Here is a 21,802-nt window from a genome sequence, read left to right as displayed (position 1 = left end):
TGCTACTCGGCCGTACACTGGCTCAGGGCCTGGCACTCGGCCCGTGTGAGTGCCAAGCGAGTCGGAAGTGGCGGAACGGCCGGACTGGAGGTGCGCAGGATGCTCAGTGAACGCAGGCTCGAAGTGCTGCGCGCCATCGTCCAGGACTACGTCGGGACCGAGGAGCCGGTCGGCTCCAAGGCCCTCACCGAGCGCCATCAGCTCGGCGTCTCCCCGGCCACGGTCCGCAACGACATGGCAGTCCTGGAGGACGAGGGATTCATCGCCCAGCCGCACACCAGCGCAGGCCGGATCCCGACCGACAAGGGCTACCGCCTGTTCGTCGACAAGCTCGCCGCCGTCAAGCCGCTGTCCTCCCCGGAACGGCGCGCCATCCAGAACTTCCTGGACGGCGCCGTCGACCTGGACGACGTGGTGGGCCGCACGGTCCGGCTGCTGGCGCAGCTGACCCGGCAGGTCGCGGTCGTGCAGTACCCGTCACTGACCCGGTCCACGGTCCGGCATGTCGAGCTGCTGGCGCTGGCCCCGGCCCGGCTGATGCTCGTACTGATCACGGACACCGGACGGGTCGAGCAGCGGCTGGTCGACTGCGAGACGCCGTTCGCCGAAACGTCGCTGGCGGATCTGCGGGCGCGGCTCAACAGCCGTGTCGTGGGGCGCAAGTTCGCGGATGTGCCGCAGCTGGTGCAGGATCTTCCGGACTCCTTCGAGCAGGACGACCGCAGCACGGTCTCGACAGTGCTGTCGGTGTTGCTGGAGACTTTGGTGGAGGAGACCGAAGAGCGCCTGGTGATCGGCGGAACCGCCAATCTCACGCGCTTCGGGCATGATTTCCCACTGACCATCCGGCCGGTGCTGGAGGCCCTTGAGGAGCATGTGGTGCTGCTCAAGCTGCTCGGGGAGGCCAAGGACTCGGGCATGACCGTACGTATCGGGCATGAGAATGCCCATGAAGGCCTGGCGTCCACATCGGTCGTCGCGGTCGGCTACGGTTCGGGCGACGAGGCAGTCGCCAAACTCGGCGTGGTCGGACCGACCCGCATGGACTACCCCGGAACGATGGGAGCGGTACGCGCAGTGGCACGTTACGTCGGACAGATCCTGGCGGAGTCGTAAGTGGCCACGGATTACTACGCGGTCCTGGGCGTTCGGCGCGATGCATCCCAGGACGAGATCAAGAAGGCTTTCCGGCGGCTTGCGCGCGAGCTGCACCCGGACGTGAACCCGGATCCCAAGACCCAGGAGCGGTTCAAGGAGATCAACGCCGCCTACGAGGTCCTGTCGGACCCGCAGAAGAAGCAGGTCTACGACCTGGGCGGCGATCCCCTCTCGCAGTCGGGCGGCGCCGGTGGCGGCGCGGGCGGCTTCGGCGCGGGCTTCGGCAACTTCTCCGACATCATGGACGCCTTCTTCGGCACGGCCTCGCAGCGCGGACCGCGCTCGCGTACCCGCCGCGGCCAGGACGCCATGATCCGGCTCGACATCGAGCTGACCGAGGCGGCCTTCGGCACGACCAAGGACATCCAGGTCGACACCGCCATCGTGTGTACGACCTGCACCGGCGAGGGCGCGGCCCCGGGCACCTCAGCGCAGACCTGTGACATGTGCCGCGGCCGCGGTGAGGTCTCGCAGGTCACCCGGTCCTTCCTCGGCCAGGTCATGACATCCCGGCCGTGCCCCCAGTGTCAGGGCTTCGGCACGGTCGTCCCGACGCCGTGCCCGGAGTGCGCGGGCGACGGGCGGATCCGCTCCCGCCGCACCCTGACCGTGAAGATCCCGGCCGGTGTCGACAACGGGACCCGCATCCAGCTCGCCGGCGAGGGCGAGGTCGGCCCCGGTGGCGGTCCGGCCGGTGACCTCTACGTCGAGATCCACGAGCTGCCGCACCCGGTCTTCCAGCGGCGCGGCGACGATCTGCACTGCACGGTCACCATCCCGATGACGGCGGCCGCGCTGGGCACGAAGTGCCCGCTGGAGACGCTGGACGGGATGGAGGAGATCGACGTCCGTCCGGGTACGCAGTCGGGCCAGTCGATCCCGCTGCACCAGCGCGGTGTCACGCATCTGCGCGGCGGCGGCCGGGGCGATCTGATCGTCCACGTCGAGGTGCAGACTCCCGGCAAGCTCGACCCCGAGCAGGAGGAGCTGCTGCGGCGGCTGGCCAAGCTCCGGGGTGAAGAACGCCCCACGGGCCAGTTTCAGCCCGGCCAGCAGGGACTCTTCTCACGGCTGAAGGACGCTTTCAACGGGCGGTAGTTGCTTCTGCCTGCCGGGGGTCCGGGGGGTGTCCCCCGGATGGGCACGGCAACGGGCGGTAGTTGCTTCCGCCGGGCCTCCGGCGGGTAGGCATTGGTCTGGGGCGCTGTGGACCCCTAGGGGATCTCCCCTAGGGGTCCACAGCGCCCCAACCCGTTCCTACCCTCCACGTCTCCCGGGAACCGGCAGGTGTCCCGAGAACCGGCCCGGCCCGTGTTCGGGACGTGGCAACAGGCGTGACACGATGTGCTCATGCCCTCCGCGCTGACCGATCTCTGCCGCTACCCGATCGTGCAGGCCCCGATGGCGGGCGGTGCCGCCCGCCCGGAGCTCGCCGCCGCCGTCAGTGAGGCCGGCGGTCTCGGCTTCCTCGCCGCCGGTTACAAAACCGCCGACGGCATGTACGAGGAGATCAAGCAGCTGCGGCGGCTGACCGGTCGGCCGTTCGGCGTCAACCTCTTCATGCCGCAGCCCACGCTCGCCGATGTCACGGCCGTCGAGGTCTACCGGGAGCAGCTGGCCGGCGAATCGGCGTGGTACGAGACCCCGCTGGGCGAGATCGATCCGCAGGGCGGCGTCGACGACGGCTACGAGGCCAAGTTGGCGATCCTGCGCGAGGACCCGGTGCCGGTGGTCTCCTTCGCCTTCGGCTGCCCCTCCCGCGCGGTGCTCGACTCGCTCGCCAAGGTCGGTACGTACACCGTCGTGACGGTGACCACCACGGCCGAGGCGCAGGCCGCGCAGTGGTCCGGCGCGGACGCCGTCTGTGTCCAGGGCATCGAGGCCGGCGGCCACCAGAGCACCCACCGCGACGACCCACAGGCCGACGGCAGCGGCGCCGGCATCGGACTGCTCTCCCTGATCGCCCAGGTCTACGAGGCGGTGCAGATCCCGATCATCGCCGCGGGCGGGCTGATGCGGGGCTCGCAGATCGCCGCGGCGCAGGCCGCCGGCGCCGCCGCGGCGCAGCTCGGCACGGCCTTCCTGATCACGCCCGAGTCGGGTGCGAACATCCTGCACAAGCAGGCGCTGACCAATCCGCTGTTCACCCGGACCGAGCTGACCCGGGCGTTCTCCGGGCGCCCGGCCCGCGGTCTGGTGAACCGTTTCCTTCGGGAGCACGGACCGTACGCCCCGGCCGCCTACCCCGCCGTCCACCACCTCACCTCGGGCCTGCGCAAGGCCGCGGCCAAGGCCGGCGACGCGCAGGGCATGGCGCTTTGGGCCGGGCAGGGGCACCGGATGGCGCGCGAGCTGCCGGCCGGGCGGCTGGTGGAGGTGCTGGTGGCCGAACTGGCCGCCGCCCGCGCCGCGTTGCAGCCCGGCGGCACCGGGGCCGCGTCATGACGGCACCGGTCTTCCTCGTCGACTCGCTCGCGGACGTACGGGCCGGCGGCACGCTGGTCCTGGACGGGCCGGAGGGCCGGCATGCGGTGTCGGTGCGCCGGCTGCGGGTCGGCGAGGAGATCGTGCTGACGGACGGCGGCGGTACCGGCGCCGAGGGCACGGTCGCGGCCGTCGAGGGCAAGGACCGGCTCACCGTCGCGGTCACCGGCGTCCGTACCGAGGAAGCGCCGACACCGCTGATCACGGTCGTGCAGGCGCTGCCCAAGGGGGACCGCGGCGAACTGGCCGTCGAGACGATGACCGAGACCGGCGTCGATGCCATCGTCCCCTGGGCGGCGGCGCGTTGCGTCACCCAATGGCGCGGCGAGCGGGCCGCCAAGTCGCTGGCGAAATGGCGTGCCACGGCGCGCGAGGCGGGCAAGCAGTCGCGCCGGCTGACCTTCCCCGAGGTCGCGGACCCGTTGACGACCAAGCAGGTGGCGGCGCTGCTCGCGGACGCCGACCTCGCCGCCGTCCTCCACGAGGAGGGCAGCGCCCCGCTCGCCACCGCCGAACTCCCCGCCACCGGCCGGATCGTGCTGGTCGTCGGACCTGAGGGCGGCGTCTCCCCGGAGGAACTCACCGCCTTCGCCGAGGCCGGCGCCAAGCCCTACCGGCTCGGCCCGACCGTCCTGCGCACCTCCACCGCAGGCACCGCCGCCACGGCGCTGCTGCTGGGCCGCACGGGACGCTGGAACTGACCTTCCGCATTGCCCGGCACACACGGCAGGCGAACCGTACGCATCGATCCTGGCACACCCCACTGACAACGCGGCGGGGGGCCCCCCCCGGCCCGGGGGGGCCCCGCCCCCCCACCGCCGTTCACGTTCGCCCCCTGCCGGCCCGGATCGGCCGGCAGGGGGTGTCAGATCACGGTTTTCAGGCCAGCAGCGCGGCGTCCAGCGTGATGTTCTTGACGCCCGCCAGGGCCTGGCTCACCGGGCAGTTCTTCTTGGCGTCCTCGGCCGCGGCCTGGAAGTCCGCTTCGGACAGACCCGGCACCTTGGCCTTGACGGTCAGCACGATGCCGGTGATGCCCTCACCCGGCTGGAAGGTGACATCGGCCTGGGTGTCGACCGTCTCGACGGTGTAGCCCTTGCCGGCCAGGCCGTGCGAGAAGGCCATGGAGTAGCAGGAGGAGTGGGCGGCCGCGATGAGCTCCTCGGGGCTGGTCTTGCCGCCCGGCTGCTCGGCGCGGGCCGGCCAGCTCACGTCGTACGTGCCGATGTTGGAGGAGGAGAGGGCGACCTGGCCCTTGCCCTCCAGGAGGTTGCCTTCCCAGTGGGTGTTGGCGGTGCGCGTGGTTGCCATGGTGCATAACTCCCGGTTGTGGGCGAAGCGGTTCGGGCCCAGCTTAGTGATCCGACGGAGGAGCCGGGCCCGCCCGCCGCGGCGTGTGACGGCCCGTCCGCGCGGCGCCGGGTGCGGTGGCCACTCGCACGGGCGCCGCCCGGTAGCATCCGAGGCCGTGCGCACCGTGCGTACGACCGAGACCCGGGAGGAGCCACCGGTGGCGGGAGAACCGCAGGCCGACTGCCTGTTCTGCAAGATCGTGGCAGGGGAGGTACCGGCGACCATCGTCCGCGAGACCGAGACCACCGTCGCGTTCCGCGACATCAACCCCCAGGCTCCGACCCACGTCCTGGTGATCCCCAAGGTGCACTACCCGGACGCGGCGACCCTCGCCGCCGCCGAACCGCAGGTCATCGCCGACATACTGCGCGAGTCCCGCGAGGTCGCCGTCGAGGACAAGGTCGAGGACCGGGGCTACCGGGTCGTCTTCAACACCGGCGCCGGCGCGGGCCAGACCGTCTTCCACGCCCATCTGCACGTGCTCAGCGGCCGCGGCCTCCAGTGGCCCCCCGGATAGTCGGTGTCCGTACGCGAACTGGTCGTCCTCGGCACCGCCAGCCAGGTCCCCACCCGACACCGCAACCACAACGGCTATCTGCTGCTCTGGGACGGCCAGGGGCTGCTCTTCGACCCCGGTGAGGGGACGCAGCGTCAGATGCTGCGGGCCGGGGTCGCCGCCCATGACCTCAACCGGATCTGCGTCACGCACTTCCACGGTGACCACTCGCTGGGCCTGGCCGGGGTGATCCAGCGGATCAACCTGGACCGGGTGCCGCACCCCGTCACCGCCCACTACCCGGCCAGCGGCCAGCGCTTCTTCGACCGGCTGCGCTATGCCACCGCCTACCGCGAGACGGTCCAGCTCACCCAGCGGCCGGTCTCCGAGGACGGCGAGCTGGACCGTTCGGCGACCTACGTCCTGCAGGCGCGGAAGCTCTCGCACCCCGTCGAGTCGTACGGCTACCGCCTGGTGGAACCGGACACCCGGCGGATGCTGCCCGACCGGCTGGCCGCGCACGGCATCTCCGGACCGGACGTCGGCAGGCTGCAGCGGGCCGGCGAGCTGAACGGCGTCACCCTCGACGAGGTGAGCGAGGTGCGGCCGGGCCAGCGGTTCGCGTTCGTGATGGACACCCGGTTGTGTTCAGGGGTGTATGCCCTCGCGGAGGGCGTGGACATGCTCGTCATCGAGTCGACGTTCCTGGACGAGGACATCCAACTGGCCGTCGACCACGGCCACTTGACGGCCGGGCAGGCCGCCGGAGTGGCCATGGACGCGGGCGTGCGGCATCTCGTGCTGACGCACTTCTCGCAGCGCTATGCCGACCCCGCGGAGTTCGAGCGGCAGGCACGCGCAACGGGATTCACCGGGGAACTCACCATCGCCCAGGACCTGATGCGCGTGCCGCTGCCCAAGAGGCGCTGACCTCGGAGGGACTGCCGGCCGTTACGGCAGGTAGTACATCGGGTTCGGCATCTTGAAGGTCCGGTCCCCGTAGCCGCCGTTCAGGTCGCTGTACTGGTCCCCGAAGTTGGCGACGATGTTGTAGCCGAGGGACTCGATGTGCTTGCGGGTGCCCGACTTGAACTCGGTGGTCGTGCAGGTGGCGCCGCACGGCAGGTACGGCGGCGGGTTCTCCTTGTTCTTCAGGTACACATGCGTACGGTCCAGCGGCACCCCGTAGCCGACGTTCTCGAGGTTGCGCACGCTCCAGTCGCGCTGCTTCTCCTTGCGGCCGGTCAGGAAGAAGACCTCGGCGCCCTTGTCGTGCGCCCAGTTGACGAGCCGGTTCATGCCGAAGACCGGGTCCATGTCGGTCGAGGCCAGGTACTTGTCCTGGCTCTCCGGGGTGAAGGCGAAGCCGACCTGGAGCTCGTAGTTGTAGGTGAGCAGGGTGGTGTCGTCCATGTCGAGGACGATGGCGGGCTTGGGGTCCCCGGCCGCGCGCTTGCCGGCCAGCGCCTTGGTCAGATACGCGCGGGCCTTGGCCTCGATGCCGTGGACCTGGCGGGCGTAGTTGCTGTCCGGGGAGGCGTAGTGCTGCCCGTCGGCCGTCACCGTGTCGCCGTAGTAGGCCTTGATCTTGTCCTGCACCTGGGTGAGGTTGGGGATCTCCTTGTCGGTGTGCGGCACCGAGTGTTCGGCGGTGGCCTGGCCCGCGCCGAACGCGGCGGTGCCGGCGACCAGGGCGGCTATCGCGGCGCCGCCGAGGCGGGCACGACGGGTGAGAACAGGGCGGCGCATGCGCGGCTCCTTCGGAGGTGTGGGGGCCCGGGTGGGTCAAGCGGTGAAACACAGACCCAGGTAGGTCTAACAGAGGCTCATTTCGGTATCTACGCGCGAAGATTCAATGGTTGGTAAAGGGTAGTGGAGGAGGGGATTCCGGAGCGGCGGTGTGGCGTGTGGCGGGCGTGTCCCGGGTGTTGACGCCCCTTGGCGCGCTCCCTAGTCTCCGTTCTCATGCATGGACGACATCTACATACGGAGAGAGGGTTGGTCGGTGGTGCCGCCGACCTCGCCATCGCCGAGGTCCGGCTCACCCCGGTCCTGGTCGCCGACCCGCCACTGCTGAACACCCAGGGCGTGCACCAGCCGTACACCCCACGACTGATCATCGAGGTGGTCACGGCGGGCGGCGCCACCGGGCTCGGCGAGACCTACGGGGACACCAAGTACCTCGACCTGGCCCGCCCGTTGGCCGGAGTGCTGATCGACAGATCGGTCACGGATCTGAACGGACTGCCCGCGCTCGCCGCCCGGGTGTGCGGCGATTCCCCGGCCGCGACCGGCGCCGACGCGGTGGACGCCGGCGGGCTGCGCGGCGTGCAGACCGCCGACAAGCTGCGGCTCTCGGTGCTCTCCGGTTTCGAGGTCGCCTGTCTGGACGCCTGGGGCCGGGCCACCGGTCTGCCCGTCCACGCGCTGCTCGGCGGCAAGGTACGTGACCAGGTCGAATACAGCGCCTACCTCTTCTACCGGTGGGCCGGCCATCCCGGTGGACGCGGTGAACGCGACGACTGGGGCGCCGCCCTCGACCCGGCCGGCATCGTCGCCCAGGCGCGACGCTTTTCGGACACCTACGGCTTCACCTCCTTCAAGCTCAAGGGCGGCGTCTTCGAGCCCGCCCAGGAGATCGCGGCCCTCAGGGCGCTGGCCGCCGAGTTCCCCGGCCGGCCGCTGCGGATCGACCCCAACGGCGCCTGGAGCGTGGCGACTTCGCTGCACGTCGCGGCGGAACTGGCCGACGTCCTGGAGTACCTGGAGGACCCGGCGAGCGGCACGGACCGGATGGCGCGGCTGGGGGCATCTCCCAGCGGCAGCTGGGGGAGGGCGGGACTCCCCTTCGCCACCAACACGTGCGTCACCTTCGACGAGCCTCGCCGCTGTGACGCGGGGTCGCGGCGACCATGCCCCACCTCGATCATGCCTGCGACAGCCACTACCGTTCCTTCGGACTGAACGGGAGCAAGCCCGATCAGCCGCACGCCCCAAACGGTCTTGAGCGCACTGGTCCCCGGCGTACTCGACCCCGGGGCGGCGACACGCATCCCGTGCGTGGTCCGGTCCCAGGAGGCCAGTTCCCTACTCGACCTGGCCAATTGGGCACGGCCAGTGGCGACGGGGAGGCCCCGGACCATCTCTCTGGTGGAGCGGGGGCCCCGCACGCTGGCACCGTTCCCGGCGTCCCAGATCGCACAGGCACGCTAACCCGGCCCACCCGGCGCGCTGCAAGCCACCAAGCGGACCATCACACGATTGGGCTACCCCCGGTAGACCGAGGACGTCCTCACCGAACGGCTCACCTTCCGCGACGCCCGCCTTGACGTCAGCGGTCCTGTGCGCCGTCGCCCCGCGCGCGTACGGTGTGGCACGGCTCAGTGGCTGTGCGCCACAGTGGTCCCGTACCTGATCTTCGAGAGGGGCTGACCGAATGGCACAGGAAGTGCGCGGCGTCATCGCGCCGGGCAGGAACGAACCGGTCCGGCTGGAGACGATTCTGGTGCCGGATCCGGGCCCCGGCGAGGCCGTGGTGAAGATCCAGGCGTGCGGGGTGTGCCACACCGATCTGCACTACAAACAGGGCGGCATCAACGACGACTTCCCGTTCCTGCTCGGGCACGAGGCGTCCGGCGTCGTGGAGTCGGTCGGCGCCGGCGTGACGGACGTCGCGCCCGGGGACTTCGTCGTCCTCAACTGGCGTGCGGTGTGCGGAGCGTGCCGGGCCTGTCTGCGCGGCCGCCCCCAGTACTGCTTCGACACGCACAACGCGCCGCAGAAGATGACGCTGAAGGACGGTACGGAGCTCAGCCCCGCGCTGGGCATCGGCGCGTTCGCCGACAAGACGCTGGTCGCCGCCGGGCAGTGCACCAAGGTCGACCCGGAGGTCTCACCGGCCGTCGCCGGGCTGCTGGGCTGCGGCGTGATGGCGGGCATCGGTGCCGCCATCAACACCGGCGGCGTCGGCCGCGGCGACTCGGTCGCGGTCATCGGATGCGGCGGCGTCGGCGACGCGGCCGTCGTCGGCGCGCGGCTGGCCGGAGCGGCCCGGATCATCGCGGTGGACATCGACGACCGGAAGCTGACGACCGCCCGCTCCATGGGGGCCACCCACACCGTCAACTCCCGCACCACCGATCCGGTCGACGCGATCCGCGAGCTGACCGGCGGCTTCGGCGCGGATGTCGTCATCGAGGCGGTCGGCCGCCCGGAGACGTACCAGCAGGCGTTCTATGCCCGCGACCTGGCCGGCACCGTCGTCCTCGTGGGCGTCCCCACCCCGGACATGACCCTGGAACTTCCCCTCCTGGACGTCTTCGGCCGCGGCGGCGCCCTCAAGTCCTCCTGGTACGGGGACTGCCTGCCCTCACGCGACTTCCCGATGCTCATCGACCTGCACCAGCAGGGCCGGATCGACCTCGGCGCGTTCGTCACCGAGACGATCGGCATCCACGACGTGGAGCAGGCCTTCGAGCGGATGCACGCGGGCGACGTCCTGCGCTCGGTGGTGACGCTCTGATGGCGGCCCGCATCGACCACCTCGTCACCTCCGGCACCTTCTCGCTCGACGGCGGCACCTGGGACGTCGACAACAACGTCTGGATCGTCGGCAACGACGACGAGGCCATCGTCATCGACGCCGCACACGACGCCGAGGCCATTCTGGAAGCGCTGGCCGGCCGGACGCTGCGCGCGATCATCTGCACCCACGCGCACAACGACCACATCGACGCCGCCCCCGCGCTGGCCACCCGTACCGGCGCCCGTATCCATCTGCACCCCGACGACCTGCCGCTGTGGAAGCAGACCCACCCCGACAACGCCCCGGACGCGGAGCTGGCGGACGGCCAGGTGCTCACCATCGCCGGCACCGACCTGACGGTGCTTCACACCCCGGGCCACGCACCCGGCGCGGTCTGCCTCTACGCGCCCGACCTGGGCACGGTCTTCACCGGCGACACCCTCTTCCGGGGCGGCCCCGGCGCCACCGGCCGGTCCTTCTCGGACTTCCCGACGATCATCGAGTCGATCAGGGACCGGCTGCTGACCCTCCCGCCGCGGACGGAGGTACGCACCGGCCACGGCGAATCGACGACCATCGGCGACGAGGCGCCGCACGTGGGGGAGTGGCTGCGCCGGGGGCATTAGGGCGGGGCGTTGGGGCGGGACCCCTAGGGGGTGTTCGAACAGATCCCCTAGGGGACGCGTGGGCCCCTTGCAGGCCTCAACGCGGCCGGGGGCCCGAGGTGTTCCCGGTCGTCAGCCCTCCGTGGCCGCCCGTTCCAGGATGCGGGCGGCCACCGCGGGGGAGTCCACCAGCGGGTGCAGCGCCAGCGCGCGGAGCGCCGCGCCCCGGTCCTTGAACAGCGCGGCCTCGACCGCCGCCCGTTCCACCGCCTTGACCTGCAGCATCAGCCCCAACTGGTCCTCGCGCAGCGGCCCGCAGGGCAGCGGGCGGGCGCCGTGCGAGCCGACCTCGCACACCGTCTCCACGATCGCGTCAGGGGCCAGCTGCGGCACCGTCGACCCGTTGCGGACGTTGAGGATCAGCCGGGCGCCGCTGTCGCTCGCGATGGCGTGCATCAGGGCCAGCGCGACCCGGTCGTAGCCGCCGCCTTCCAGGTCATGGCTGTCGCGCTGCCAGCCGCCGCTGGCCTCGCGGCTGTGCGCCATATACGTCTCCTCGCGCTCCAGCCGGGTCTGCTCCCACAGCGTGTACGCCGCGTCCGGGCCGCCCGCCGCCGCGGCCCGCTCGAAGAACAGGCCCTGCTGCTGGTCGAGGAACTCACCGCGGGTCTCGTGGGTGTCCCGCAGGGAGTGCAGGGTCTCCCGGCGGAAGTAGTAGTAGTGCAGATACTCGTTCGGCAGCGCGCCCAGGGTGCGCAGCCACTCAGGACCGAACAGCCGGCCCTCCTCGAAGGAGCCCAGCGCGCGGTCGTCGGCAAGCAGCCCCGGCAGCAGTTCGGTGCCGTCGACCGTCAACGACCGCAGCCAGCCGAGGTGGTTGAGCCCGACGTAGTCGTACCCGACCCGGCCGGTGTCCCGGAACGCCTCCGGGTCCGCGCCGGCCGCACGGGCCGCCCGGCGCACCAGCCCTACGGGTGAGTCGCAGATCCCGATGACGCGGTCACCCAGCACATGCGACATCGCCTCGGTGACCATGCCCGCGGGATTGGTGAAGTTGATGACCCACGCCCGGGGCGCCAGGGCGGCGACCCGCTCGGCGATCCGTACCGCCACCGGGATCGTCCGCAGGCCGTACAGCACACCCCCCGCGCCGACCGTCTCCTGGCCGAGCACCCCCTCGGACAGCGGGATCCGCTCGTCCCGGATGCGTCCCGCCGTGCCGCCCACCCGTATCGCGGAGAACACGAAATCGGCGCCCGTCAACGCGTCGTCCAGATCCTTCGCCACCCGTACGGAGACCGGCTCCCGGTGCCCCTCCGCGAGCCGGGCCAGGATGTCGGCGATCACCCTCACCCGCAGCGGATCGGTGTCGTACAGCGTCACCTCGGAGACGAAGCGTGCCGGGTCCTCCAACAGCGCGCGGTAGACCAGCGGCACCCGGAAACCGCCACCGCCCAGAATCGAGAGCCTCATGGGGCGGAACGTACCTCAGCATCAGGCACACTGGCGGCACCCGCTGAACGAGAGGGGCGAGCACGGTGAGCAGTGGTCCACGCGGTGTCCCGGCAGACGGCCAGGCTGTCCCCGCACCCGCGCATACGGGTGCCGTGCCGGCGGGGCTCGACCCGCTGGCCGCGGTGCGCGCGGAGGGCGACCCGCGCACCGACGTCTATCTCACCGGCACGGTCTTCCTCGACATCATCTTCACCGGCCTGGACTCCGCCCCGGTACGCGGCACCGAGTCCTGGGCCCGCGGCATGGGTTCCAGCCCCGGCGGCGTCGCCAACATGGCCACCGCGCTGGCCCGGCTCGGTCTGCGCACCTCACTGGCCGCCGCGTTCGGCGACGACAAATACGGCGAGTACTGCTGGGAGGCGCTGGAACAGGGCGAGGGCATCGACCTGGCGCTGTCCCGCACGGTCCCCGGCTGGCACTCCCCGGTCACCGTCTCCATGGCCTACGAGGGCGAACGCACGATGGTCTCGCACGGCCACGAGGCGCCGCCGCCCGACTCCGCCTTCGACGGCAAGCACGCGCCGGGCTGCCCGCCGCCGTCCCGCGCCTGCGTCGCCTCGCTCGTACCGGGCCGGCGGGAGGGCTGGCTGGGCTGCGCGGCCGGCCGGGGCAGCCGCATCTTCGCCGATGTCGGCTGGGACGACAGCGGCCGCTGGGACCCGGCCGACCTCGCCGACCTGGAGCACTGCGAGGCGTTCCTGCCGAACGCCGAGGAGGCGATGCGCTACACCCGCACGGACAGCCCGCGCGCGGCCGCCCGCAAGCTCGCCGAACGGGTCCCGCTCGCGGTGGTCACCATGGGCGTGGACGGCGCCTGCGCGGTGGACGGGCGGACCGGGGAGACGGCGGAGGTGCCCGCCATCGCCGTGGAGGCGCTGGACCCGACCGGCGCCGGGGACGTGTTCGTCGCCGGGTTCGTCACCGGCACCCTGGCCGGCTGGCCGCTCGCCGAGCGGCTGTCCTTCGCCGGGCTCAGCGCCGCCCTGTCGGTGCAGGAATTCGGCGGTTCGCTGTCCGCGCCCGGCTGGGCGGAGATCGCCGCCTGGTGGCAGCGGGTCCGGATGTGCGACGCGGCGGCGGACGGGCTGCGCCGCCAGTACGGGTTCCTCGACGCGGTGCTGCCAGCTGCGTACCGGCCGTCGCCGCTGGCCCGCGCCGTCCCGACGATCGGCTTCCGCCGGCCCGCCTGACCGGCGCCGGGCGGTGGCAGGCGGTGACCGGCCGTCGCGGTGTGCGTAGCCGTGCCCGGCGGCCCGCGTCCGGTCGTCGGAAAAGCCTTCTGGCTTGTCAGTGCACCGTCGTAGTCTGGGTATCCCAGGAGTCGAGCCGCAGGCACCTGAAATGAGCAAAGGATAGGGGTTGAGCAGGCCACAGAGCCGGCCCATGACTCAGACACCGACGCAACCGCAGGCGAGCGCCCAGTTCACCGTCCCGCCCAAGCACCCGATGGTCACGGTCCTGGGGTCCGGTGACTCGCTACTGCGCGTGATCGAGAAGGCCTTTCCCGCAACCGACATCCATGTCCGGGGCAATGAAGTCAGCGCTGTCGGCGACGCCCGCGAAGTCGCTCTCATCCAGCGCCTTTTCGACGAGATGATGCTGGTGCTCCGCACCGGACAACCGATGACGGAGGACGCAGTGGAACGCTCCATCGCCATGCTGCGCGCGGCGGAGAACGGCGAGGGTGCTCCCGAGACGCCCGCCGAGGTGCTCACCCAGAACATCCTGTCCAACCGCGGCCGGACGATCCGTCCCAAGACGCTCAACCAGAAGCGCTATGTCGACTCCATCGACAAGCACACCGTGGTCTTCGGCATCGGCCCGGCCGGCACCGGCAAGACGTATCTGGCGATGGCCAAGGCCGTCCAGGCGCTCCAGGCCAAGCAGGTCAACCGCATCATCCTGACCCGCCCCGCGGTCGAGGCCGGCGAGCGGCTGGGCTTCCTGCCCGGCACCCTCTACGAGAAGATCGACCCGTATCTGCGCCCGCTCTACGACGCGCTGCACGACATGCTCGACCCCGACTCCATCCCCCGCCTGATGGCGGCGGGCACGATCGAGGTCGCGCCGCTGGCGTACATGCGTGGCCGGACGCTCAACGACGCGTTCATCATCCTCGACGAGGCGCAGAACACCAGCCCCGAGCAGATGAAGATGTTCCTCACCCGCCTCGGCTTCGATTCGAAGATCGTCATCACCGGCGACATCACCCAGATCGACATCCCCGGCGGCGGCACGAAGAGCGGTCTGCGCCAGGTCCAGGAGATCCTGGAGGGCGTCGAGGATGTGCACTTCTCCCGCCTCACCAGCCAGGATGTCGTCCGGCACAAGCTCGTCGGCCGTATCGTCGACGCATACGAGAAGTACGACATCCGCAACGGCCAGTAGGCCGGGAGGGCGTCGGCCCGCCCCGCACGGTCCGTTCCGTACGGTCCGTCCAGCACCAAGAAGCGAGAAGTAACCGCCCCCATGTCGATCGACGTCAACAACGAGTCCGGCACGGACATCGACGAGCAGGCCGTCCTGGACGTCGCCCGCTACGCCGTCGCCCGGATGCGTATCCACCCGCTGTCCGAGCTGTCCGTCATCGTCGTGGACGCCGAGGCCATGGAGCAGCTCCACATCCAGTGGATGGACCTCCCGGGACCGACCGATGTCATGTCCTTCCCGATGGACGAACTGCGCCCGCCGGCCAAGGACGACGAGGAGCCCCCGCAGGGGCTCCTCGGTGACATCGTGCTCTGTCCCGAGGTCGCCAAGAAGCAGGGCGAGGAGGCGCCGACCGGCCACTCCATGGACGAGGAGCTCCAGCTGCTGACCGTCCACGGCGTGCTGCACCTCCTCGGCTACGACCACGAGGAGCCGGACGAGAAGGCCGAGATGTTCGGCCTGCAAGCGGCGATCATCGACGGCTGGCGGGCCGAGAAGGGCCTCACCGGCCCCTCGCCGGCCCCCACCGTGACCTGACCGGGCGCCCGAGATGACCACCCAGCTGATCGCGGTCGCGGTGCTGCTCGTCGTGATCGCCTGGCTCGCCGCCTGCGCCGAGGCGGGCCTGGCCCGTACGACGAGCTTCCGTGCCGAGGAGGCCGTCAGATCCGGCCGCCGCGGCAGCACCAAACTCGCCGCGGTCGCCGCCGACCCCACCCGCTATCTGAACGTCGCGCTGCTGGTGCGGGTCGGCTGCGAGATGGCCGCCGGCGTCCTCGTCACGTACGCCTGCCTGCGCTCCTTCGAGGAGACCTGGCAGGCGCTGACCGTCGCCATCGCCGTGATGGTGCTGGTGTCGTATGTCGCGGTCGGTGTCTCCCCGCGCACCATCGGCCGCCAGCACCCCCTGAACACCGCGACCGCCGCCGCCTACGTCCTGCTGCCGCTGGCCCGCATCATGGGCCCGATCCCCCAGCTGCTCATCCTCATCGGCAACGCCCTCACCCCCGGCAAGGGCTTCCGCAAGGGACCGTTCGCCTCCGAGGCGGAGCTGCGCTCGCTGGTCGACCTCGCCGAGCAGGAGTCGCTGATCGAGGACGAGGAGCGCCGGATGGTGCACTCCGTCTTCCAGCTCGGCGACACCCTCGTCCGCGAGGTGATGGTGCCGCGTACGGACCTGGTGGCCGTCGAGCGCTACAAGACCATCCGCCAGGCGCTCACCCTCGCCCTGCGCTCCGGCTTCTCCCGCATCCCGGTGACCGGCGAGAACGAGGACGACATCGTCGGCGTGGTCTACCTCAAGGACCTCGCCCGCAAGGTCCACATCAGCCGGGACGCCGAGACCGAGCTGGTCTCCTCGGCGATGCGCCCCGCGGTCTTCGTCCCGGACACCAAGAACGCCGGTGATCTGCTGCGCGAGATGCAGCAGGACCGCAACCATGTCGCGGTGGTCATCGACGAATACGGCGGCACGGCCGGCATCGTCACCATCGAGGACATCCTGGAGGAGATCGTCGGCGAGATCACCGACGAGTACGACCGGGAGCTGCCGCCCGTCGAGGACCTCGGCGACGGCCGCTACCGGGTCACCGCCCGGCTGGACATCGGCGACCTCGGCGAGCTCTACGGCCTGGCCGAGCTGGACGACGAGGACGTGGAGACGGTCGGCGGACTGCTCGCCAAGCTCCTCGGGCGGGTGCCGATCGCGGGCGCCACGGCCGAGGTCGATCTCTCCGACCACGCCCAGGACCCGGATCTGAAGGCACTGCGGCTGACCGCCGAATCGCCGGCCGGCCGCCGCAACAAGATCATCACGGTGCTGTGCGAGCCGGTCCGCTCGTCGGGTGATTCAACGTCCCACCAGCCGGGAATTCTCCCCTGATTACTCGGCATTTCCCTTCGATTCCCTCCTGATCCCGAGTGCACTGGAAATGTTCTGCATTCCATGATTCGGGAAGCTGGATTCCGTCGCGAACGCCATGGAAAGATCGCTCGGGCGGTTGCCGAAAAGCGCCAACCGTTCCGTGTGAGAGGGAAGTTGAAGCGGAATGCGTGCACTCAAAGCCACGGTCGGCCTGGTCGCCGTGGCGGCCCTGCTGGCCGGCTGCTCCAGTGGCTCCGATGAACCCGGCAGCGCCAAGGGCGGCAAGAAGACCGGCAGTTCGGGGAGCCAGGGCGGCAGCGGCGGGGGTTCCGCGGCGGGCGACGGCAAGCGTTCCGTCGAGTTCAAGGTGACCTCGAACCTGCCGCTGGATCTGGCGCTGGGCGGCACCACGCCGGACAGCGGCCACACCGAGGAAATCAAGAACGTCAAGGCGCCCTGGTCCAAGACGTACAAAGTGGACCCGGACCGCTATCCGAGTATCGCGGTCGGACCGGTCGACGCCGCCAAGAAGGGGAAGGTCACCTGCGAAATGCTCGTCGACGGGAAGTCCGTCGACAAGGATTCCGGGCAGGGCACCGGCAGTTCCCTCGCGGTGAGCTGCAGCGGCTCGACGTGATGCACGACGTGATCACGCCGTCACGTCAGCACGCGACAGCGCGATGACGCGACAGCGATGACGCGGCGGAGCTGACGGACTGGTTGCCCCGGCGCAGGGGAGCGGGGCAGCCGCCCTCGTCAGCGTCCGCACGTCGTCGCCGTACGGTCGGTCGCGGGGTGGTCCCGCACGGACGGCCCCGGGGGTGGCGCATATGCTCGCCGGTATGACCGAAGCCGCACCGCTGGACCCCGAAGACCGCAAGATCATCACGCTCGCGCGCTCGGCGCGGGCCCGTAACGGCGTGCCCGAGGGTGCCGCCGTACGCGACGAGACCGGACGCACCTACGTCGCCGGCACCGTCGCCCTGGACTCGCTGCAGCTCAGCGCGCTCCAGACGGCCGTGGCGATGGCCGTCGCCAGCGGCGCCACGTCCCTGGAGGCCGCGGCCGTGGTCACCGAGGCGGAGCACGCCGCGGACGCCGACCGCGCCGCCGTCCGCGACCTGGGCGGCCCGGAGACGCCGGTCCTGGTGGCGGGCGTCGACGGCACCCTTCGGACGACGGTGTCGGCGGGCTGACCGCACCCTTCGGCGAAGCACGAGCGCGGTGATCGCCGGGCGGGTGGGCCGGCCGGGTGGTCGGAGAGTCCCCGGGGATCGGGGAGAATGGGCGCCATGAGCGTTCGTACAGACTCCTCCGCCCCGCACCGCGCCGGCTTCGCGTGCTTCGTCGGCCGCCCGAACGCGGGCAAGTCCACCCTGACGAACGCTCTCGTCGGCACGAAGGTGGCGATCACCTCCAACCGGCCGCAGACCACCCGCCACACGGTGCGCGGCATCGTGCACCGCCCCGAGGCCCAGCTCGTCCTCGTCGACACCCCCGGCCTCCACAAGCCGCGCACCCTCCTCGGCGAACGCCTCAACGACGTGGTCCGCACCACCTGGGCGGAGGTCGACGTCATCGGCTTCTGCCTGCCCGCCGACCAGAAGATCGGCCCCGGCGACCGCTATATCGCCACCGAACTCGCCGGGATCAAGAAGACCCCCAAGATCGCCATCGTCACCAAGACCGACCTGGTCGACTCGAAGACGCTGGCCGCGCAGCTGATCGCCATCGACCAGCTCGGCAAGGAGCTCGGCATCGAATGGGCCGAGATCGTCCCCGTCTCGGCGGTCGGCGACGCCCAGGTCTCACTCCTCGCCGACCTGCTCGTACCCCTCCTCCCCGAGAGCCCGGCGCTCTACCCGGAGGGCGACCTCACCGACGAGCCCGAGCAGGTCATGGTCGCCGAGCTGATCCGCGAGGCGGCGCTGGAGGGCGTACGCGACGAGCTGCCGCACTCCATCGCGGTCGTCGTCGAGGAAATGCTCCCGCGCGAGGACCGCCCCGCCGACAAGCCCCTCCTCGACATCCACGCGAACGTCTACATCGAGCGCCCCAGCCAGAAGGGCATCATCATCGGCCCCAAGGGCAAGCGCCTGAAGGAGGTCGGCGTGAAGTCCCGCAAGCACATCGAGGCACTGCTGGGGACTCCTGTCTTCCTCGACCTTCATGTCAAGGTTGCCAAGGACTGGCAGCGGGACCCGAAGCAGTTGCGCAAGCTGGGGTTCTGAGGCGCACCTCGCGCACCTCGCCTCGCCGATCGGGCCGCCCCGCCCCCTAAGCCACCCCCCGCACCCGCCGCACCAGGATCGCGCCGAGCAGGCCCACCCCCGCTGCGACCAGGTACAGCGTCCGGTAGCCGCCCAGGTGGTTCACGAGGGGGGCGGCCAGTGCGGGGGCGGCCACCTGGGGCAGGGAGTTGGCGATGTTGATGATGCCCAGGTCCTTGGCGCGGTGTGCGGCGGCCGGGAGGACGTCCGTCATCAGCGCGAAGTCGACGGACGTGAAGACGCCGAAGCCGACGCCGAGCAGCGCCGCGGCGCACAGCGCTCCCGGCCATGTCTGCCAGACCGCCAGCAGCACCGTGGCCGCCGTCATGATCACTCCCGCCCACAGGACAAACGGCTTGCGGCGGCCGGCCCGGTCGGACCGGATGCCGCCGAGGACGACGGTGCCCAGGAGGGTGGCGCCGTTGACGGCGGTCAGGGTCAGGACGCCGCCGTCGGGGTCGGGACGGTGCAGCGCGTCCCGGAGGTAGTACAGCAGGTAGAGAAGCGCCAGCGCGTTGCCGAGGTTTACCAGGAAGCGGGTCAGCCAGGCCCAGCCCAGGTCGGGGTGGCGGCGCGGGCTGATCCAGAAGCCGGCCAGGAAGCCCCGCCAGGTGAAGGGCGGGCGGCGGTCGGCCGGCAGGCCGAGGTCCTTGTGGCGGAGCAGGTAGGGGAGGGTGGCCAGGACCACGAACCCGGCGCAGGCGAGGTAGCCGGCCGTCACCCCGCCGGCGAGGGTGGCGAGAGCCGTACCGGCGAGCACGCCGAGGATCTGCGCCGCGCCCAGCCAGCCGCCCACCGTGCCCCGCTGGAGCCGTGGGACCCGGTCGGGGACGGCCGCGGTGATCGCGGCGAACGCGGCGTTGAGGGTGAGCTGGACCAGGCACCAGCCGAGCATCATCAGCGGGACGGTCCGGGCCGACGCGAGCAGCGTCAGGGCGGCCGCCCCGCCCAGCACCCCGGCGAGGATCCACGGCGTACGGCGCCCGAAGCGGGACGTGGTGCGGTCGGAGAGGGCCCCGAAGAGGGGGTTGGAGACGACCGACACCGCGGCGCCGGTGCCGGTGACCCAGGCGAGTACGGATTCCTTGGACGTGCCCGGCGGCGCGACGTCGGCTGCCTGGAGGGCGAGCAGGATCTGGATCGGGCCGTACCAGCCGGCCCAGATCGCGCCGTTCGCGAGTGACAGTGACGCGGTCCAGCCGCGGCCCACCCGCTCGGACGGTTCCGCGAGCGCCGGCGGAGCCGCGCCAGCGCTCATCCCCGTGCCCGGTCCCGCCGGTCGTGCTGGTCCCGCAGCGCGTCCCGGAGCCAGTGGTAGGAGGACTTCGGCGTACGGGTCAGCGTCGCGAAGTCGACATGGACGAGCCCGAAGCGCCGTGCGTATCCCTCGGCCCACTCGAAGTTGTCCATGAGGGACCAGACGAAATAGCCGCGGATGTCCACCCCTGCGGACATCGCCTCGTGCAGGGCCCGTATGTGGGCGTCGTGGAAGGCGATGCGGTCGGGGTCCTCGATGCCCTCGTACGAGCAGCCGTTCTCGGTGATCACGATCGGCGGCAGGCTCGCCCCGTACCGCTCGCGGAAGGACAGCAGGAGTTCGGTGAGGGCCTCGGGGACGACCGGCCAGCCGAAGTCGGTGCGCGGGTATCCCTTGATCTCCCGCGGGGAGAAGGGGAGTTCGGGCGGGAGGGAGATGCCCCCGAAGTCGGTGGGGGCGGTCGCCGCCGGGTCCGGCGCGCCGACCAGCGTCGGCTGGTAGTAGTTGACTCCGTACCAGTCCAGGGGCTGGGAGATGGTCTTCAGGTCCTCCGCGACGGGGCCCGGCAGCAGTGCCGCCAGCTCCTCGTCCGGGTAGCGGCCGAGCAGGACCGGCTCCGCGAACAGCCGGTTGAGCAGCAGGTCGTAGAGGTCGGCGGCGCCGGTGTCGGCCTCGGACTCCGACGCCGGCCAGGTCGGGCCGTGCGAGTTGGCGATGCCGATGTCGGTCGCGCCGCGGGCGCGGAGCGCCTGGACGGCCAGGCCGTGGCCCAGCAGCTGGTGGTGGGCGGCCGGCAGTGCGTCGAAGACCAGGTGACGGCCGGGCGCGTGCTGCCCCAGGCCGTAGCCCAGCAGCGTCAGCTCGGCGGGCTCGTTGAGCGTGATCCACCGGTCGACGCGGTCACCGAGCCGGGCCGCGACGGCGTCCGCGTACGCCGCGAAGCGCTCGGCGGTGTCCCGTCGGAGCCAGCCGCCGCCGGCCTCCAGCCGCTGCGGAGTGTCCCAGTGGAACAGCGTCGGCACCGGCTTGACGCCCGCCGTCAGCAGCTCGTCCACCAGCCGGTCGTAGAAGTCGAGCCCGGCCGCGTTGACAGGGCCGCTGCCGTCGGGGACGACCCGCGGCCAGGACACCGAGAAGCGGTAGGCGCCGACGCCGAGCTCCTTGAGCAGCGCGACGTCCTCGCGGTAGCGGTGATAGTGATCGGTCGCGACGCGGGCGTCGGACCCGTCCTTGATCCGCCCCGCCTCGGCCGTGAAGGCGTCCCAGGCGGAGCGCCCGCGCCCGTCCTCGTCGACCGCGCCCTCGATCTGCTGGGCGGAGGTGGAGACGCCCCACAGGAAGTCGCGGGGGAAGCGGGGGAGGGGGCGACGCGGACCGCCCGGCATCGTTGTCATGGGCGGATCTTTGTAACCGCCGGTAACCCTGTCAAGGGGTGTGCAGGAGCGGGGAGTTGAGGGCGACCGTCACGGGCAGCCCTCAACGGTCGCTCGCCATCGGCCGCCCGTCCCCCGCCCCGCTACTCGCCCTCCTTCATCACCCGGCTGATCAGCTTCCGCTGTGCGTCCGTCAGCCGGGGATCGGAGCAGTACACCGTCCGCCCGTCGACGGTGAGCTGATAGCTGAAGCCGTCCGGCACGCCGACGGGGGGCGTCTCGTGGGCGGCGGCGAGGGATTCTTCGGCCAGGGTGTGCCAGTCGCCGGCATCGGGCCGCCCCGAGGTGTCCACCTCGGCGCGGCGCTCGATACCTGCGAAGCCACCGGTGCGTCGGATCTGAATGCGCATGAGGGCCTGTCTACCCGGTATCGGGCGGCGGACCGCCGCCCGATACCGCTGTTCACCGGTC

The 21,802-nt window shown here is 71.2% G+C and carries 21 protein-coding genes and 1 pseudogene; 16 read left to right on the top strand and 6 right to left on the bottom strand.

The features are described 5' to 3' along the window. Positions 1-99: 99 nt before the first annotated feature. The 4 genes from hrcA (at position 100) to FCH28_RS10705 (ending at position 4,343) form a co-directional block, all read left to right on the top strand. Positions 100-1,116, top strand: a complete 1,017-nt coding sequence (hrcA, locus tag FCH28_RS10720; RefSeq protein WP_136739584.1) for a heat-inducible transcriptional repressor HrcA — start codon at positions 100-102, stop codon at positions 1,114-1,116. Continuing rightward, positions 1,117-2,256 (top strand): molecular chaperone DnaJ, encoded by a 1,140-nt coding sequence (gene dnaJ, locus FCH28_RS10715; protein WP_136739583.1) that lies wholly within the window; start codon positions 1,117-1,119, stop codon positions 2,254-2,256. A 252-nt stretch (positions 2,257-2,508) separates the two neighbouring features. Further along, positions 2,509-3,603 (top strand): nitronate monooxygenase, encoded by a 1,095-nt coding sequence (locus FCH28_RS10710; RefSeq protein WP_136739582.1) that lies wholly within the window; start codon positions 2,509-2,511, stop codon positions 3,601-3,603. Continuing rightward, complete coding sequence (locus FCH28_RS10705) at positions 3,600-4,343, top strand: 16S rRNA (uracil(1498)-N(3))-methyltransferase (protein ID WP_136739581.1); 744 nt, start codon at positions 3,600-3,602, stop codon at positions 4,341-4,343. Before FCH28_RS10710 ends, FCH28_RS10705 begins: the two co-directional genes overlap by 4 nt. Positions 4,344-4,521: 178 nt before the next feature. On the opposite strand, the gene FCH28_RS10700 is transcribed toward FCH28_RS10705, so the two are convergent. Next, positions 4,522-4,953 carry an OsmC family protein gene (locus tag FCH28_RS10700; RefSeq protein ID WP_136739580.1) on the bottom strand — a complete coding sequence of 144 codons (432 nt, stop codon included), beginning with the start codon at positions 4,951-4,953 and terminating at the stop codon, positions 4,522-4,524. Positions 4,954-5,152: 199 nt separating this feature from the next. On the opposite strand from FCH28_RS10700, the gene FCH28_RS10695 reads away from it, so the two are divergent. Continuing rightward, entirely contained in the window at positions 5,153-5,512 is a 360-nt protein-coding gene (locus tag FCH28_RS10695; protein WP_136739938.1) for a histidine triad nucleotide-binding protein, read from the top strand. 3 nt (positions 5,513-5,515) lie between these two features. Beyond that, positions 5,516-6,421 (top strand): ribonuclease Z, encoded by a 906-nt coding sequence (locus FCH28_RS10690; protein ID WP_136739579.1) that lies wholly within the window; start codon positions 5,516-5,518, stop codon positions 6,419-6,421. Between the two features lie 21 nt (positions 6,422-6,442). Here FCH28_RS10690 and FCH28_RS10685 read toward each other — a convergent pair whose 3' ends face one another. Further along, positions 6,443-7,240 (bottom strand): HAD family acid phosphatase, encoded by a 798-nt coding sequence (locus tag FCH28_RS10685; protein WP_136739578.1) that lies wholly within the window; start codon positions 7,238-7,240, stop codon positions 6,443-6,445. 216 nt (positions 7,241-7,456) lie between these two features. Here FCH28_RS10685 and FCH28_RS10680 point away from each other — a divergent pair. The 3 genes and pseudogenes from FCH28_RS10680 to FCH28_RS10665 all read left to right on the top strand — a co-directional run. Next, positions 7,457-8,362: pseudogene (locus tag FCH28_RS10680) on the top strand (enolase C-terminal domain-like protein); the annotation flags it as partial. Positions 8,363-8,927: 565 nt separating this feature from the next. After that, positions 8,928-10,013 (top strand): S-(hydroxymethyl)mycothiol dehydrogenase, encoded by a 1,086-nt coding sequence (locus FCH28_RS10670; RefSeq protein ID WP_136739577.1) that lies wholly within the window; start codon positions 8,928-8,930, stop codon positions 10,011-10,013. Next, complete coding sequence (locus FCH28_RS10665; protein ID WP_136739576.1) at positions 10,013-10,642, top strand: MBL fold metallo-hydrolase; 630 nt, start codon at positions 10,013-10,015, stop codon at positions 10,640-10,642. The genes FCH28_RS10670 and FCH28_RS10665 overlap by 1 nt, the downstream gene beginning before the upstream one ends. Before the next feature lie 111 nt (positions 10,643-10,753). Here the strand turns inward: FCH28_RS10665 and FCH28_RS10660 are convergent, their stop codons facing one another. Next, the gene (locus tag FCH28_RS10660; protein WP_136739575.1) at positions 10,754-12,094 is read right to left on the bottom strand and encodes a family 4 glycosyl hydrolase; all 1,341 of its coding nucleotides are present in this window, start codon (positions 12,092-12,094) and stop codon (positions 10,754-10,756) included. A gap of 134 nt (positions 12,095-12,228) precedes the next feature. On the opposite strand from FCH28_RS10660, the gene FCH28_RS10655 reads away from it, so the two are divergent. From FCH28_RS10655 to era, 7 genes are all read left to right on the top strand, one after another. After that, the gene (locus FCH28_RS10655; protein WP_136739937.1) at positions 12,229-13,326 is read left to right on the top strand and encodes a carbohydrate kinase family protein; all 1,098 of its coding nucleotides are present in this window, start codon (positions 12,229-12,231) and stop codon (positions 13,324-13,326) included. Between the two features lie 193 nt (positions 13,327-13,519). Then, positions 13,520-14,524, top strand: coding sequence for a PhoH family protein (locus tag FCH28_RS10650; RefSeq protein WP_136739574.1), 1,005 nt, complete (start codon positions 13,520-13,522; stop codon positions 14,522-14,524). 81 nt (positions 14,525-14,605) lie between these two features. Beyond that, a complete protein-coding gene (gene ybeY / locus FCH28_RS10645) occupies positions 14,606-15,103 on the top strand; it encodes an rRNA maturation RNase YbeY (protein ID WP_136739573.1) in 498 nt (165 codons plus the stop codon). 13 nt (positions 15,104-15,116) lie between these two features. Then, positions 15,117-16,448: a hemolysin family protein gene (locus FCH28_RS10640; protein WP_136739572.1), complete on the top strand. Its 1,332-nt coding sequence runs from the start codon at positions 15,117-15,119 to the stop codon at positions 16,446-16,448. A gap of 166 nt (positions 16,449-16,614) precedes the next feature. Next, on the top strand, positions 16,615-17,067 hold the full coding sequence (locus FCH28_RS10635; protein WP_136739571.1) for a hypothetical protein: 453 nt from the start codon (positions 16,615-16,617) through the stop codon (positions 17,065-17,067). Between the two features lie 205 nt (positions 17,068-17,272). Further along, positions 17,273-17,626: a cytidine deaminase gene (locus FCH28_RS10630; RefSeq protein ID WP_136739570.1), complete on the top strand. Its 354-nt coding sequence runs from the start codon at positions 17,273-17,275 to the stop codon at positions 17,624-17,626. 96 nt (positions 17,627-17,722) lie between these two features. Then, positions 17,723-18,661, top strand: a complete 939-nt coding sequence (gene era / locus FCH28_RS10625) for a GTPase Era (protein WP_136739569.1) — start codon at positions 17,723-17,725, stop codon at positions 18,659-18,661. Positions 18,662-18,707: 46 nt separating this feature from the next. Here era and FCH28_RS10620 read toward each other — a convergent pair whose 3' ends face one another. From FCH28_RS10620 to FCH28_RS10610, 3 genes are all read right to left on the bottom strand, one after another. Then, a complete protein-coding gene (locus FCH28_RS10620; protein WP_136739568.1) occupies positions 18,708-19,958 on the bottom strand; it encodes an MFS transporter in 1,251 nt (416 codons plus the stop codon). After that, positions 19,955-21,352, bottom strand: coding sequence for a GH1 family beta-glucosidase (locus FCH28_RS10615; RefSeq protein WP_136739567.1), 1,398 nt, complete (start codon positions 21,350-21,352; stop codon positions 19,955-19,957). The genes FCH28_RS10620 and FCH28_RS10615 overlap by 4 nt, the downstream gene beginning before the upstream one ends. Before the next feature lie 122 nt (positions 21,353-21,474). Further along, positions 21,475-21,741, bottom strand: a complete 267-nt coding sequence (locus tag FCH28_RS10610) for a protealysin inhibitor emfourin (protein ID WP_136739566.1) — start codon at positions 21,739-21,741, stop codon at positions 21,475-21,477. Positions 21,742-21,802 lie beyond the last annotated feature (61 nt).

Source organism: Streptomyces piniterrae, from assembly GCF_005048155.1.
In the GTDB taxonomy this organism is placed as follows: Bacteria; Actinomycetota; Actinomycetes; order Streptomycetales; family Streptomycetaceae; genus Streptomyces; species Streptomyces piniterrae.
Note: the sequence above shows the minus strand (reverse complement) of the source record. Positions and strands in the feature narration are given on the sequence as shown.

Excerpts from the sequence above, each read along its gene's own strand:
- FCH28_RS10650 (WP_136739574.1), top strand. The coding sequence starts at position 13,520 with ATGACTCAGACACCGACGCAACCGCAGGCGAGCGCCCAGTTCACCGTC.
- FCH28_RS10620 (WP_136739568.1), bottom strand. The coding sequence starts at position 19,958 with ATGAGCGCTGGCGCGGCTCCGCCGGCGCTCGCGGAACCGTCCGAGCGG.
- FCH28_RS10705 (WP_136739581.1), top strand. The coding sequence starts at position 3,600 with ATGACGGCACCGGTCTTCCTCGTCGACTCGCTCGCGGACGTACGGGCC.
- FCH28_RS10640 (WP_136739572.1), top strand. The coding sequence starts at position 15,117 with ATGACCACCCAGCTGATCGCGGTCGCGGTGCTGCTCGTCGTGATCGCC.
- FCH28_RS10615 (WP_136739567.1), bottom strand. The coding sequence starts at position 21,352 with ATGACAACGATGCCGGGCGGTCCGCGTCGCCCCCTCCCCCGCTTCCCC.
- FCH28_RS10670 (WP_136739577.1), top strand. The coding sequence starts at position 8,928 with ATGGCACAGGAAGTGCGCGGCGTCATCGCGCCGGGCAGGAACGAACCG.
- FCH28_RS10685 (WP_136739578.1), bottom strand. The coding sequence starts at position 7,240 with ATGCGCCGCCCTGTTCTCACCCGTCGTGCCCGCCTCGGCGGCGCCGCG.
- FCH28_RS10710 (WP_136739582.1), top strand. The coding sequence starts at position 2,509 with ATGCCCTCCGCGCTGACCGATCTCTGCCGCTACCCGATCGTGCAGGCC.
- hrcA (WP_136739584.1), top strand. The coding sequence starts at position 100 with ATGCTCAGTGAACGCAGGCTCGAAGTGCTGCGCGCCATCGTCCAGGAC.
- era (WP_136739569.1), top strand. The coding sequence starts at position 17,723 with ATGAGCGTTCGTACAGACTCCTCCGCCCCGCACCGCGCCGGCTTCGCG.
- FCH28_RS10700 (WP_136739580.1), bottom strand. The coding sequence starts at position 4,953 with ATGGCAACCACGCGCACCGCCAACACCCACTGGGAAGGCAACCTCCTG.
- FCH28_RS10660 (WP_136739575.1), bottom strand. The coding sequence starts at position 12,094 with ATGAGGCTCTCGATTCTGGGCGGTGGCGGTTTCCGGGTGCCGCTGGTC.
- FCH28_RS10635 (WP_136739571.1), top strand. The coding sequence starts at position 16,615 with ATGCGTGCACTCAAAGCCACGGTCGGCCTGGTCGCCGTGGCGGCCCTG.
- ybeY (WP_136739573.1), top strand. The coding sequence starts at position 14,606 with ATGTCGATCGACGTCAACAACGAGTCCGGCACGGACATCGACGAGCAG.
- FCH28_RS10630 (WP_136739570.1), top strand. The coding sequence starts at position 17,273 with ATGACCGAAGCCGCACCGCTGGACCCCGAAGACCGCAAGATCATCACG.
- FCH28_RS10665 (WP_136739576.1), top strand. The coding sequence starts at position 10,013 with ATGGCGGCCCGCATCGACCACCTCGTCACCTCCGGCACCTTCTCGCTC.
- FCH28_RS10610 (WP_136739566.1), bottom strand. The coding sequence starts at position 21,741 with ATGCGCATTCAGATCCGACGCACCGGTGGCTTCGCAGGTATCGAGCGC.